We start from the raw sequence: 13189 nt of genomic DNA on the forward strand, positions 1-13189 counted from the left end.
AAGACAGGCAAGACTCGCGCCAAGTCGCGCATCAGCCCGCCGAGATACGGTGCTCCTCACCGCGGTAGAAGCGCCGAACCTCTACATATTCCAGGTCGATACGGTTGATCAGGTCCTCGATGCCATACAGCGGTGGCTGGCGCACGCGGTCTTCCAGTTGCTGACACAGGCCAGCCAGCGCGACAGCCCCCATGTTGCTGCTGCTGCCCTTGAAGCTATGGGCCGCTGAGCCCAGCTCATCGGCGTTTTTGGCAGCGTGCAACTCGCTCAAGCGCCGCTCGGAGTCATCCAGGAATGTCTGCACCAGATGCAGGTAGCCATCCTCCATGACCTCACGCAGGTCGTTTAGCACCTTGTGGTCGATATGAATCTCAGTCACTTGCTCACTCCTTGATCAAGCCAGATTATGCCCGAGCCAGCCCCAGGGTCACAGGCGGGCTCACCATACAAACTCTACCCGGGCGCAGCGGCCGCCCTCTGACCATTGCGCGTTACTGCCCAGTCGCGTAACCAGCTGCAGGCCACGGCCACTCAGGCCCTGCTCTGAGGGCGGCTGCGACAGCACCCGCTGCACATCGAACCCTGCGCCACTGTCACGCACCTCAATCATCAGACGCCCGCCTTCGGCGTGGGGTTCAACCTTCAAGTCAATGCGTACAAAACCGTCAGCCAATGCCGCCAGGCGCTGGGCACGCTCCCGGTAGTAATCGGCAAAGCCCTGTACATCGCACTTGAGCCGTGAATCCAGGCCCAACACCCCATGCTCCAAGGCATTGGAGAACAACTCGCTGAGCACACTGTGCAGATTGCCGGTGCGCGAGCGCAGCGGGTGGATTTCCTGCAAGAGCTGCACCAGGTACGGCACTGGGTTGGACTGCTTCAGGCTTTCGCCGCGCAGCTCGAACCCGAGCGACCAATCCAGCGGGCTGGGGCGACCGCGTTCAGCGTAGATCATCGGCGCCGGCACGCGCTCATCGGCCGCGAACATACGGATATCGCACAGGCTGATGTCGTCCCGAGGCTGCCCGCCGAAACACTCCAGGGCCTGCATCACCTCATCGAACAGGTGGGCCGGGTCTCGGTTGCCGGCCAGCACCCCCTGCAGACGCTCGACGCCGAACAAGCGTTCCTGGTCATCGGCGGTGTCCAGCACGCCGTCCGACAACAGCAGCAAGCGCTCACCCGCCGCCAGCGGCAGCACTTGCGTGCTGTCGTCAAAGCGCTCAGGGGCAAGAACACCCAGCGGCAAATGGCGCGAAGCCAGTGTCGACAGCACCTCGCCGCCTGCAGACAAGCGATAGCCGTCCGGCATGCCGCCGTTCCACACCTCCACTGAGCCACGCTGCACGCTCAGGTTGAGCATCACTGCACAGCAAAACATGTCCACCGGCAGGATGCGTTTTAGCTTGGCGTTCATTTCGCGCAGGGTCTGCGCCAGGCCATACCCCTTGGCTGTCATGCCGTAGAACACTTCTGCCAGGGGCATCGCGCCGACGGCGGCAGGCAGGCCGTGGCCGGTGAAATCCCCCAGCAGCACCTGCATGTCCCCCGAGGGCGTGAACGCGGCCAGTAGCAAGTCACCGTTGAACAGTGCGTAGGGCGATTGCAGGTAGCGAATGTTGGGCGCAGCCAGGCAGCCCGCATGGGCCACCTTGTCAAATACCGCCTTGGCCACCCGCTGCTCGTTGAGCAGGTGGTGATGGTGGCGGGTGATCTCGTCGCGCTGGGCCAGCACGGTGGCCTGCAGCCTGCGCAGGCGGCCCATGGCGCGTATCTTGGCAGCGAGGATCACCGCGCTATAGGGCTTGGCCATGAAGTCATCGCCGCCGGCCTCCAGGCAGCGCACCAGGGCATCCTCCTCGTTCAGCGAAGTGAGGAAGATGATCGGCACCAGCGTTTCGCCGGCCAAGGCCTTGATCTGCCGGGCCGCTTCGAAGCCGTCCATCACCGGCATCAGCGCATCGAGCAGCACCAGTTGCGGGCGCTGCTCGACAAACAGCGCCACCGCCTGCTCGCCGTTTTCTGCGGTGAACACCTGATGTCCCTGGCGCCGGACGATTTGCGCCAGCAACAGGCGGTCGGCGGCCCCATCTTCGGCGACCAGCACGGTCAACGCCTGTTCGGCAGCCATCACGCGGCTCAACTGATATCGAACAGTTTTTCGAAATTGGAGATGGCGAGTATCTTGCGCACATCGGAGCTGGCATGCACCACGCGCACGTCCGAATCGTCGCCGCCCGCGTGATCGCGCAGCAGCAACAACATGCCGAGCGCAGAGCTATCGAGGTAGGTGGTTTCTTTCAGGTCGACGACCACCGAGTCCGGCCGATCAGGCTGGCGCTCGTAGGCTTCGCGAAACGCCTGATGCTTGCCGAAATCGAAACGACCCTTGACCTTGATCGTCAGCTTTTTCCCTTCCTGCGAAAAATCAGTCTCGACTGCCATGCTAGCGATTCCTTCGATGATGGCGGATGCAACCCTTTTAGGTTTAGCAGCCTGGGGTGGGAGTGCAAGCGAGACGGTCCGGCGGATCGCCCCCAGCGGCGCGCGCCCCCTGTAGGAGCAGCCTTGTGCTGCGAAGGGGCCGTGAGGGCAAGCTGGGGCTACTGGCCTCTTCGCAGCGCAAGGCTGCTCCTACAAGGAATTGTGCGCCGACGATTAGTAACAAGGAATTGTGCGCAAGCGATAAGAAATCAAGGGTGATTCTGCCTGGGCAAGCGCTGCGACAGCTCATCCAGCAAGCGCTGCTCGCGCTTGTCTTCAGCCCGCCGCGCTTCATCCAGGTAACGCTGTACCAGCTTGCGCAACCCCTCGACCCGGGCATAGGCCTGCTGCCAGGTGCCGCGGGCGTTGTTCAGGTTGTTCTGGTGCCAGGTCAGGCTCTGGCGCTGCTGGGTCATGGCTGTTTCCAGCTGCCCGAGAAAGCGCTGGTAATTGACCAGCCAGCTGCCATTGACGCCCTGCCCGCCGCGGTTGATCCACTGCAACTGGTAGTCCTCGCGAAAACGCTCCAGCTCAGCCAACTTGACCTGTGCCTGGGTCACCAGTTGCTGAAAATGCCCAAGGCGCTGGGCGGCCTTGCGCTCGGCCTCTTCGGCCATGTCCACCACCGGCGCGAGGCGCGCGGCACGTCCAGGCAGCGCCATGGCCTATCAACCGCCCGCCGGAGGCGTGAATATCGCCCCCAGCTGATCGCGGCTCTGCGCCATGCCGACGTTCTCGTCCAGGCCTTGACGCAGAAAGTCTACCAAGCGGGACTGCAAGGCGATGGCCAGGTCAGTCTCCGGGTCGCCACCGGCCACATAGGCACCGACGCTGATCAGGTCGCGGCTCTGCGACAGGCGCGACCACAGCTGCTTGAATTTTTGCGCCTGGCGCAGATGATCAGTATCGACCACCTGCGGCATTACCCGGCTGATCGACGCTTCGATGTCGATCGCCGGGTAGTGGCCTTCTTCGGCCAAGCGCCGGGACAACACGAAGTGGCCGTCGAGCACCCCCCGCGCCGAGTCGGCGATCGGGTCCTGCTGGTCGTCGCCCTCCGACAATACCGTGTAGAACGCAGTGATCGAGCCGCCACCAGGCTCGCCATTGCCCGCCCGCTCCACCAGCTTCGGCAGCTTGGCGAACACCGACGGCGGGTAACCCCGGGTGGCCGGCGGCTCGCCGATCGCCAACGCGATCTCACGCTGGGCCTGGGCAAAACGGGTCAGCGAATCCATCAACAACAGGACATTCTTGCCCTTGTCGCGGAAGTATTCGGCAATGCGCGTGCAATACATGGCGGCGCGCAAGCGCATCAGTGGCGCGTCATCGGCGGGCGAGGCGACCACTACCGAGCGCTTGAGGCCCTCTTCACCGAGGATGTGTTCGATGAATTCCTTCACCTCGCGGCCCCGCTCACCGATCAGCCCAACGACGATGATCTCGGCTTCGGTGAAGCGCGTCATCATGCCCAGCAATACCGACTTACCCACACCGGTACCGGCGAACAGGCCCAGGCGCTGGCCACGGCCGACGGTGAGCAGGCCATTGATGCTGCGGATGCCCACGTCCAGCGGCACGCTGATAGGGTCGCGGTTGAGCGGGTTGATCACCGGGCCATCCATCGGCACCCAGTCTTCAGCCTTCATGCCGCCTTTGCCATCGAGGGCGCGCCCGGCGCCATCCAGCACCCGCCCGAGCATGCTCATGCCCATGGGCAGGCGGCCGCCGTCGTCCAGCGGTACCACCCGCGCACCGGGGGCGATGCCGACGATGCTGCCAACCGGCATAAGGAATACCTTGGACCCGGCAAAGCCCATGACCTCGGCCTCGACCTGCACCGGGTGGTAGCTGTCGTCATTGATCACCAGGCAGCGACTGCCCACTGCGGCGCGCAGGCCTTCGGCCTCAAGGGTGAGGCCGACCATGCGCAGCAGGCGGCCTTCGACGATCGGCTGCACCGGCAGCTCGATCGCCTCGGCGTAACTGCCCAGGCGTTTGCCGAAACTGGTGCGATCAAGGCGCATCGGGGCGGTCCAGGTCGATCGACACATCGGCCGGCGCGGGGTGCAAGGAGTGGTCGTGAAGCTGGTCGAACAGCTGCGCCACGGCCTTCTCGATCCGCGTTTCCATGCTGGCGTCGATACGGCTGTGGGCGGTCTCGATACGGCAGCCTCCCGGCAGCAAGGCCTCGTCTTCGAGCAGCCGCCAGTTTTCTTCGTGGCGCTCGCGCAGGGCCTTGGCCAGTTCGAAGTCCTGGGGGTTGAGGTGAATGCGGATGTTGTCCGCGCCCATTGGCAGCAGCTTGAGGGCTTCGCGCAGCACGTGGGTAATCTGGCTGGAATCGCTGCGCAGCTCGCGGCCGATCACCTGGCGGGTCATGTGCGCGACCAGGTGCACCAGGGTTTTCTCGATCTGCGTGTCTTGCTCGGCGATGGGCGCCATCAGGTTGACCATCAGCCGCTCGAGGCTGCCGACCTTGGCCGCCAGGGCCTGCTCAGCCTCTTGGCGCACCTTCAGCTGGGTGCTGTGAAAGCCCTCGCGCTCGCCGGTGGCAAAGCCTTCGTTGTAGGCGTCCTGGCGAATGGCTTCGAGTTCTTCGAGGGTCAGCGGCTGGACTTCTTCCAGCGGCACTTCCTCGACTTCTTCCTCGATGACTTCGGGTTCCGGCTCGGGCTCGGGTTGCGGCTCGGGTTCCGGGTCGAAGCTGGGCAGCGCCCAAACATCGACGCCCTCGAGGTCGCGGGCGCGGATCAGGTCGCTGGGGTGATGTTCTTTGCTGGACATGCTGTGATGTTCTCAAACCACGTTCAGCCAACGCGATCCCTGTGGGAGCGGGCTTGCCCGCGAATGCGTCGGCAGGGACAACCTCATCACCCGATCTGGCGCCTTCGCGGGCAAGCCCGCTCCCACAGTGGGCTGCGACAGTCGGCAGAATCCGGCAACGTTAGATCATTTCCTCGGCACCCTTGCCGCCGAGCACGATCTCGCCGGCCTCGGCCATGCGTCGGGCGATGGTGAGGATTTCTTTCTGCGCCGTTTCCACGTCGCTGACCCGTACCGGCCCTTTGGCCTCCAGGTCGTCGCGCAGCAGTTCCGACGCACGTTTGGACATGTTCTTGAAGATCTTGTCCTTGACCCGCTCGTCGGCGCCTTTGAGCGACACCACCAGCACGTCCGAAGACACCTCGCGCAGCAGCGCCTGGATGCCACGGTCGTCGACGTCGGCCAGGTTGTTGAAGACGAACATGAGGTCTTCGATCTGCTCCGAGAGGTCGTTGTCGACTTCGCGGATCGAGTCCATCAGCGCACCTTCCACCGAACTGTCGAGGAAGTTCATGATGTCAGCCGCACGCTTGATACCGCCCAAGGTGGTCCGCGCAGCATTGGAGTTGCCCGAGAACTGCTTCTCGAGAATCTGGTTCAGCTCTTTCAGCGCCGCCGGTTGCACGGTGTTCAGCGACGACACGCGCAGAATGATGTCCAGGCGCACCTTGTGGTCGAAGTTGCTCAGCACTTCACCGGCCTGGTCGGGATCCAGGTAGGCGACCACAATGGCCTGGATCTGCGGGTGCTCGTAGCGGATCACATCGGCCACGGCACGCGGTTCCATCCACTTGAGGCTGTCCAGGCCGCTGGTGTTGCCGCCCAGCAGGATGCGGTCGATCAGGCCGTTGGCCTTGTCCTCGCCCAAGGCCTGGTTGAGCATCTTGCGGATGTAACCGTCAGAGCCCACGCCCAGGCTGGTCTGGTCGCCGACGATGTCGACGAACTCGCTCATCACCTGCTCGACCTGGTCGCGGTGCACGTTGCCCATCTGCGCCATGGCCACGCCCACGCGTTGCACTTCCTTGGGGCCCATGTGCCGCAGTACCTGGGCAGCATCGGTTTCACCCAGCGAGAGCAGGAGGATCGCCGCTTTGTCGACGCGGCTCAGCTTGGCGGTAACGGCTCGGTTATCACTCATCGGCGTTGATCCAGTCTTTCACGACCTGGGCCACGCGGCCCGGGTCTTCGGCCACCAGGCCTTTGATTGCGTTGAGCTGTGCCTCGTAGCCCTCGCTCGGGCTTGGCAACAGAATGCTTGTCGGGCCACCCAGACTGACGCGGTCGTTGGCCAGTTCGCCATCCAGACCGATCATGCCGCCCAGCTCCATGTCGCTGTCCGAGGCAGCCTGCTTGCCGCCCCCTGTGATGTTGTTGAGCACCGGGCGCAGCACGCCGAACACCAGCACCAGGATGAACACCACGCCCAGCACTTGCTTGACGATGTCCCAGAACCACGGCTGCTGATAGAAGGCGATGTCGGCGATTTCTTCGCCGCGGTCGGCGGCAAATGGCACGTTGATCACCGTCACGCTGTCGCCACGGCTGGCATCGAAGCCGACCGCGTCCTGCACCAGGCGGGTAAAGCGCGCCAGGTCCTCGGTACCCCAAGGGGCACGCGTGGTCTCACCACTGGTGGGGTCGATCTTGAGCTGGTCGTCGACCACCACCGCCACCGACAGGCGGGTCATGCGGCCCTGCTGCTGACGGGTGTGGCTGATGGAGCGGTCCAGCTCGAAGTTCTTGGTGCTCTGCTGACGCTTGTCTGCCGGGTACGGCGCAAGCATCGGCTGGCCGGTGGCCGGGTCCATGATCTGCTGGCCATTGGCATCCACCAGCGGCTGGCCGGGCTGGATGGCGGCGGCCGGGGTGGCTGCGGCACCCGTGGTTTGCGGCGCAGACGCAGCACCCGGTGGCTGGTTGCTCAGCGCGCCAGGCACGCCTTGCGGGCCCTGGCTGCTGGCGCGCTGTTCGTCCACCGACTGCTCGCTGCGCAGCGCAGGCTGGTCGGGGTTGAACTGCTCGGAGGTCGACTCGACTGCACTGAAATCCAGGTCGGCGGAGACTTCGGCCTTGTAGCGATCGTTACCCAACACCGGCTGCAAGATATTGTGCACGCGCTGGGTAAGCATGCTTTCCATGCGGCGGCTGTAGTCGAACTGTTTGCCCGCCATGGTCAGGGCGGTGTCCTGCAGCTGTTCGGAGAGCAGGTTGCCCTTCTGGTCGACGACAGTGACTTGCGACTTGTCCAGCTCTGGCACGCTGGTGGCGACCAAGTTGACGATCGCCATCACCTGCCCGGCTTCCAGCCCACGGCCTGGGTACAGCTCGACCAATACCGAGGCGCTGGGCTTGCGTTCGTCACGCACGAACACCGAACTCTTCGGGATGGCCAGGTGCACGCGCGCAGCCTTGACGTTGTTCAGGCTGGAAACGGTACGGGCCAGTTCGCCTTCCAGGCTGCGGCGATAACGGGTGGCCTCCATGAACTGGCTGGTGCCCAGGCCCTGCTCCTTGTCGAGCAGCTCGAAACCGACGTTGCCATCGCTCGGCGCCACGCCTGCGGCCGCCAGCTTCAGGCGCGCACGGGAGAGGTCGTCGGCCTTGACCAGCAGCGCGCCGGAATTGGGCTCGACGTTGTAGGGAATGTCTGCGGCGGCCAGGGTTTCCATGACCTGCTTGGTGTCCATGCCCGACAGGCTGCCATACAGCGGCCGATAGTCCGGCTGTTGCGACCACAGCACCACGGCGAAGCCGATCGCCACGCTCGCCGCCAACCCGACCATGAGGCCGACCTGACGCAGCATGGGCATCTGCGAAATGTTTTCCAGAAACGCCATGCCGAACAGCGGCGGTTTGGCCGCTGGCTGGCCGCTCTTGGCGGGGGCGTTATCGACGACTGCTTCAGCCATGGGTTACGTCCGTCCTCAAACCGGCATCTGCATGATGTCTTGATACGCCTGGACCAGCTTGTTGCGTACCTGGGTGAGTGCCTGCATGGAGACGCTGGCCTTTTGCGAGGCGACCATGACATCGGTCAGGTCGACGCCGGTCTTGCCAATTTCGAAGGCGTTGGCCAGCTGGGTGGAAGCCTGCTGCGTCTCATGCACCTTGCCGATGGCCTGGCCGAGCATGTCGGCAAAGCTGCTCTGGCCCGGGGCCAGTTCGGGGGCAGCGGACACCTTGGGCAGCGACATGGCATCAGCCTGCATCGCGCGCATGTCCAGCATCAGACGATTGAATTCAACACCTTGGCTCATGACCTTCTCTCTCCGGCGGCCGCATTTTTTTGACACTCATGCGGCGGATAGCTCGTGTAAAGCAACAAAGGTGCCAGCCTTGCAACCCTGTCCACTTGGTTTAGCGCGATCCCTGCAAAGCAGGCTTGGTGATGTTTGCTGAGGAGCTGAAATCCAGGGGCTGCTTCGCAGCCCATCGCAGGCAAGCCAGCGCCTACAGAAAAACCCATAACCTGTTGATTTAGCGGGTGCCTGTGGGTGCGATGCATCAGCCGAAGAGGCTGGCCTCGACGTCGAACCCGGCATCGCGCATCTGCGCCAGCTTGTAACGCAGGGTGCGCGGGCTGATGCCCAGGCGCTCGGCGGCTTCCTTGCGGCGGCCGCGTTCGGCGCGCAAGGTGTCGATGATGGCCTGGTACTCATGGCGGCGCAGGTCATCGCCCAGGCCACTGGCTTCGGCAACCACGGCTGCCACTGACGGCGCCGCGCCGGCCGACAATGGAATGGCGCCCGCCAGACAGAAATCCGCCGCTTCGATCACCCCGCCCTGCTGCAGGATCAAGGCGCGCTGCAAGGCGTTGTCCAGTTCACGCACGTTGCCGGGCCAGGCATGCGCCTGCAGGCAGGCCCGCGCATCGGCAGACAGGCGCACGGGTGCGTGCTTCATCTTGCTGACATGGCGTGCCAGCAAACGCTCGGCCAGCGGCAGGATATCGCCCTTGCGCTCGCGCAGCGCGCACCAGGCCAGGGGGAACACCGACAGCCGGTAATACAGGTCTTCACGGAAGCGGCCAGCCGCCACTTCACCTGCCAGGTCGCGGTTGGTGGTGGCCAGCACGCGGATGTCCAAGCTGATCGGCTTGCGCCCACCTACCCGCTCCACCTCGCGCTCCTGCAGCACCCGTAACAGTTTGGCCTGCAAGGCCAGCGGCATCTCGGAAATCTCGTCGAGCAGCAAGGTGCCGCCCTCTGCCTGCTCGAACTTGCCGGCCTGGGCCGCGATGGCGCCGGTGAAGGCGCCTTTCTCGTGGCCGAACAGCGTGGCCTCGAGCATGTTGTCGGGGATGGCCGCGCAGTTGATCGCCACAAAAGGCTCGGCCGCCCGCGGGGACTGCTGGTGAATGTAGCGCGCCAGCACTTCCTTGCCGGTACCCGACTCGCCAGAGATCAACACGGTCGAGTCGCTGCGTGCCACCCGCGCCGCCAGCTCGAGCAACTGCCGGCTGGCCGGCTCGCAGGCCACTGGCCCTTCTTCTTCCGCTGCACTGACACGGCCAGCGGCGTGGCGCTCCACCAGGCTCAACAGCGCCTTGGGCTCGAAGGGCTTGACCAGGTAATCGGCAGCGCCTTGGCGCATCGCCTCCACGGCACGCTCGACTGCGGCATGCGCCGTCATCAGCAGCACCGGCAGTTGCGGCTGCTGGCGACGCAATTGCGCCAGCAGCTGATGCCCATCCATGCCGGGCATGTTCACGTCACTGACCACCAGGCTGAACGCCTCGGCCAGCACCGCTTCCAGCGCCTCTTCGGCACTGCCCACGGCGTGGTAGTCGAAGCCGCCGATTTCCAGGGTATCGCCAAGCGCCTGGCGCAATACGCGGTCATCCTCGACCAGCAGCACCTTGATCGCCATCAGCCCGCCTCCGCCAGTTGCCCATCGATCAGCGGCAGCTCGACCCGCACGCAGGTGCCGCGCCCAACCTTCGAACGCAGGCTGAGGGTGCCCTGGTGCGCCCGCACCACGGCCTTCACCACGGCCAGGCCCAGCCCGGTGCCGGTGGCCTTGGTGGTCAAGAACGGCTCGCCCAGGCGGCCCAGCAAATCGGCGTCGATACCGCTGCCAGCATCACTCACGCACAGGTGCAACACCTGCTCACGGCGGAACACGTGCACCTTGAGCCGGGCCGGTGCTTCGCTGGCTTGCAGGGCGTTCTCGATCAGGTTGAGCAAGGCGCCAACCAGGGTGTCGCGGTTGCACAGCAGCTCGCCCAGGTGGCTGTCGCACTGCCAACGCACGGCGTGCCCTTGCACGTGCGACTGCGCCGCCTGCTGCAGGGCCTGGAACAATGCTTTCGGGGTCACACGATCACCCAGCGGCAGCTCGCCGCGGGCGAACACCAGCATGTCGCGCACCTGGTGCTCCAGCTCGTGCAGGCGTTCCTTCAAGGTACCGGCGAAGCGCTGGCGGGTTTCGGCGCTCAGGTCTTGCTCGCTGTCGGCCAGGTGGCTGGCATAGAGCATGGCTGCCGACAGTGGCGTGCGAATCTGATGGGCCAGCGAGGCGACCATGCGCCCCAGCGACGACAAGCGCTCATGGCGCGCCAGTTGGTCTTGCAGGCGACGGGTTTCAGTCAGGTCGTTGAGCAGCACCAGTTGGCCGGGCTCGGCATCCAGCGAACGGGTGGCGATGGACAAGCGGCGGCCGTCGCGCAGCGACACTTCGTGGCCGTCATCCTTGCGCGGAGCGAAGCTGCGGGCAATGACCTGGCGCCACAGCTCACCGATCAGCGGCTCGCCGAGCAGTTCGCAGGCGGCTGGGTTGGCTTCGCGCACCCGGCCCTGGCCATCGATCACGATCACCCCACCGGGCAACAAGTCCAGCAGGTTTTGCAGGCGATTGGCCAGGCGCTCTTTTTCGTTCAGTTCGTCCATGCGCTGGGCGCTGACCACGGCCAGTTCGCCCTTGAGCTCGCTGACGCGGGCTTCGAGCAGGCTGTAGGACTGGCTTAGCTGGCTGGAGACCTGATTGAACAAGGCGAAAGCCTGCTCGACACCCTGTCGGCTTTCCTGCTCGACCGGGGTATGCCCCTGCAGATCGGGGGCTCGGGAAACGTGGGCGGCCTGGGGCATCGTGCTCTCTCGCGTGGCTGACCGTCATAAAAACGGTGTGGTGCCAGCGGTGTAGCAATAGCCGTGCCGGAGATGGGGTTTTACCGCGCTGTAATGCGTATCGCGCAACCTGTGCAACCTGTGTAGGAGCAGCCTTGTGCTGCGAAGAGGCCGGCGGCAGCACAGAAAGGCTCTGTGCATGCGCCGGCCGCTTCGCAGCACAAGGCTGCTCCTACACGGGTTTACCGACTGCCTGAAACAGGCGCAAAGGGGGTCAATCCTCCGCCTGTTCCTCGCCACCCTGACGGCTCATGCCGTACTTGCGCATCTTCTCGACCAGCGTGGTACGGCGGATACGCAAACGTTCAGCCGCGCGTGCAACGATACCGTTGGCATCGTCCAGCGCCTGCTGGATCAAGCCCTGCTCCAGGCTGCCCAGGTAGTCCTTGAGGTCAAGGCCTTCGGGCGGCAGCATCGCGGGGTTGGCGAAGTTCGGTGCATGGCCGTTGATGGCCACGCGCTCTTCGAGATCACTGCGCAGGTGGTCGACCATCTGCTCGTCTTCATCATCGACGTAGCGGAATTTTTTCGGCAGTTCGGACACGCCGATCACCCCGTACGGGTGCATGATCGCCATGCGCTCGACCAGGTTGGCCAGCTCGCGCACGTTGCCCGGCCAGCCATGCCGGCACAGCGACATGATCGAGGCAGAGTTGAACCGGATCGAACCGCGCTTCTCGTGCTCCATGCGCGAGATCAGCTCGTTCATCAGCAACGGGATGTCTTCCACCCGCTCACGCAGGGGCGCCATCTCGATGGGGAAGACGTTCAGGCGGTAGTACAGGTCTTCGCGGAACGTCCCATCCTCGATCATGCTCTCGAGGTTTTTGTGGGTCGCGGCGATGATGCGCACGTCGATGCTCTGGGTTTTGTTGCTGCCCACGCGCTCGAAGGTGCGCTCCTGCAACACGCGCAGCAGCTTGACCTGCATCGGCAGCGGCATGTCGCCGATCTCGTCGAGGAACAGGGTGCCGCCGTTGGCCAGCTCGAAACGCCCGGCACGGCTGGTGATGGCACCGGTAAAGGCGCCCTTCTCGTGGCCGAACAGTTCGCTTTCCAGCAGCTCGGCCGGGATCGCGCCGCAGTTGACCGGCACGAACGGCGCATCGCGGCGCTTGGAGTGGTAGTGCAGGTTGCGCGCCACCACCTCTTTGCCGGTGCCCGACTCGCCGAGGATCAACACGCTGGCATCGGTGTCCGCCACTTGCTGCATCATCTGCCGCACATGCTGGATGGCGCGGCTGGTGCCGACCAGGCTGCGGAACAGGTTCGGCTCGCGCTGGCGCCCGCGCTCGCGTGCCTGGTCGTACATCTCGCGATAGACCTGGGCACGGTGCAGCGAATCGAGCAACTGGCTGTAGCTCGGCGGCATTTCGAGGTTGGAAAGGACCCGACGGCGAAGCTCTTCTGGCAACTCTGCAGAAGAAATTTCACCTAAAAGCAGCACCGGAAGGAACTCATCCCACCCAGCCACTGTCTTAACGAGCCCAAGGAGATTGCCCGGAGCATTCACGGCACCGACAAGCACGCACAGCACTTCCCGACTCGAAGACAACGATTCCACCGCCTGCTGCCAGTCCTGGCTCGAGCACGCGAGGTTTTCTTCGCCTAGAAAATTCAGGACCACCGCCAGATCGCGGCGGCGGGCGCTGTCGTCATCGATCAGAAGAATCTTGGTTTCACGCCACATGCAATAGCAACTTCCCTAGTCATATCGGCGCCCTGTGGGGCGTGCTCGACATCATTCCGAC

The 13189-nt window shown here is 64.3% G+C and carries 12 protein-coding genes; all 12 read right to left on the reverse strand.

Going from position 1 to position 13189, the window contains the following annotated elements:
- Nucleotides 1–31: 31 nt before the first annotated feature.
- A complete protein-coding gene (locus tag LOY53_RS19005; protein ID WP_027593025.1) occupies nucleotides 32–379 on the reverse strand; it encodes an Hpt domain-containing protein in 348 nt (115 codons plus the stop codon).
- Nucleotides 380–439: 60 nt separating this feature from the next.
- Nucleotides 440–2131, reverse strand: a complete 1692-nt coding sequence (locus tag LOY53_RS19010; protein ID WP_258703138.1) for a fused response regulator/phosphatase — start codon at nucleotides 2129–2131, stop codon at nucleotides 440–442.
- A gap of 8 nt (nucleotides 2132–2139) precedes the next feature.
- On the reverse strand, nucleotides 2140–2445 hold the full coding sequence (locus LOY53_RS19015) for an STAS domain-containing protein (protein WP_099454935.1): 306 nt from the start codon (nucleotides 2443–2445) through the stop codon (nucleotides 2140–2142).
- Between the two features lie 248 nt (nucleotides 2446–2693).
- Nucleotides 2694–3146, reverse strand: a complete 453-nt coding sequence (gene fliJ / locus LOY53_RS19020) for a flagellar export protein FliJ (RefSeq protein ID WP_027593028.1) — start codon at nucleotides 3144–3146, stop codon at nucleotides 2694–2696.
- 6 nt (nucleotides 3147–3152) lie between these two features.
- On the reverse strand, nucleotides 3153–4511 hold the full coding sequence (gene fliI / locus LOY53_RS19025) for a flagellar protein export ATPase FliI (protein ID WP_027593029.1): 1359 nt from the start codon (nucleotides 4509–4511) through the stop codon (nucleotides 3153–3155).
- Nucleotides 4501–5271: a flagellar assembly protein FliH gene (fliH, locus tag LOY53_RS19030; protein WP_085272502.1), complete on the reverse strand. Its 771-nt coding sequence runs from the start codon at nucleotides 5269–5271 to the stop codon at nucleotides 4501–4503. The genes fliI and fliH overlap by 11 nt, the downstream gene beginning before the upstream one ends.
- A 160-nt stretch (nucleotides 5272–5431) precedes the next feature.
- Nucleotides 5432–6451, reverse strand: coding sequence for a flagellar motor switch protein FliG (gene fliG, locus LOY53_RS19035; RefSeq protein ID WP_027593031.1), 1020 nt, complete (start codon nucleotides 6449–6451; stop codon nucleotides 5432–5434).
- On the reverse strand, nucleotides 6444–8222 hold the full coding sequence (gene fliF / locus LOY53_RS19040; protein ID WP_027593032.1) for a flagellar basal-body MS-ring/collar protein FliF: 1779 nt from the start codon (nucleotides 8220–8222) through the stop codon (nucleotides 6444–6446). Before fliF ends, fliG begins: the two co-directional genes overlap by 8 nt.
- Before the next feature lie 15 nt (nucleotides 8223–8237).
- Nucleotides 8238–8570, reverse strand: coding sequence for a flagellar hook-basal body complex protein FliE (gene fliE / locus LOY53_RS19045; protein ID WP_027593033.1), 333 nt, complete (start codon nucleotides 8568–8570; stop codon nucleotides 8238–8240).
- A gap of 247 nt (nucleotides 8571–8817) precedes the next feature.
- Nucleotides 8818–10182, reverse strand: a complete 1365-nt coding sequence (locus LOY53_RS19050; RefSeq protein ID WP_252825289.1) for a sigma-54 dependent transcriptional regulator — start codon at nucleotides 10180–10182, stop codon at nucleotides 8818–8820.
- Nucleotides 10182–11399 (reverse strand): PAS domain-containing sensor histidine kinase, encoded by a 1218-nt coding sequence (locus tag LOY53_RS19055; protein ID WP_258703139.1) that lies wholly within the window; start codon nucleotides 11397–11399, stop codon nucleotides 10182–10184. Before LOY53_RS19055 ends, LOY53_RS19050 begins: the two co-directional genes overlap by 1 nt.
- Nucleotides 11400–11652: 253 nt before the next feature.
- A complete protein-coding gene (fleQ, locus tag LOY53_RS19060; RefSeq protein WP_099428640.1) occupies nucleotides 11653–13128 on the reverse strand; it encodes a transcriptional regulator FleQ in 1476 nt (491 codons plus the stop codon).
- Nucleotides 13129–13189 lie beyond the last annotated feature (61 nt).

This window comes from Pseudomonas sp. B21-031, from assembly GCF_024748985.1.
GTDB lineage: Bacteria > Pseudomonadota > Gammaproteobacteria > Pseudomonadales > Pseudomonadaceae > Aquipseudomonas > Aquipseudomonas kermanshahensis.

Coding starts and splice junctions, on each gene's coding strand:
- LOY53_RS19010 (WP_258703138.1), bottom strand. CDS start 2,131: ATGGCTGCCGAACAGGCGTTGACCGTGCTGGTCGCCGAAGATGGGGCC.
- LOY53_RS19015 (WP_099454935.1), bottom strand. CDS start 2,445: ATGGCAGTCGAGACTGATTTTTCGCAGGAAGGGAAAAAGCTGACGATC.
- fliJ (WP_027593028.1), bottom strand. CDS start 3,146: ATGGCGCTGCCTGGACGTGCCGCGCGCCTCGCGCCGGTGGTGGACATG.
- fliI (WP_027593029.1), bottom strand. CDS start 4,511: ATGCGCCTTGATCGCACCAGTTTCGGCAAACGCCTGGGCAGTTACGCC.
- fliH (WP_085272502.1), bottom strand. CDS start 5,271: ATGTCCAGCAAAGAACATCACCCCAGCGACCTGATCCGCGCCCGCGAC.
- fliG (WP_027593031.1), bottom strand. CDS start 6,451: ATGAGTGATAACCGAGCCGTTACCGCCAAGCTGAGCCGCGTCGACAAA.
- fliF (WP_027593032.1), bottom strand. CDS start 8,222: ATGGCTGAAGCAGTCGTCGATAACGCCCCCGCCAAGAGCGGCCAGCCA.
- fliE (WP_027593033.1), bottom strand. CDS start 8,570: ATGAGCCAAGGTGTTGAATTCAATCGTCTGATGCTGGACATGCGCGCG.
- LOY53_RS19050 (WP_252825289.1), bottom strand. CDS start 10,182: ATGGCGATCAAGGTGCTGCTGGTCGAGGATGACCGCGTATTGCGCCAG.
- LOY53_RS19055 (WP_258703139.1), bottom strand. CDS start 11,399: ATGCCCCAGGCCGCCCACGTTTCCCGAGCCCCCGATCTGCAGGGGCAT.
- fleQ (WP_099428640.1), bottom strand. CDS start 13,128: ATGTGGCGTGAAACCAAGATTCTTCTGATCGATGACGACAGCGCCCGC.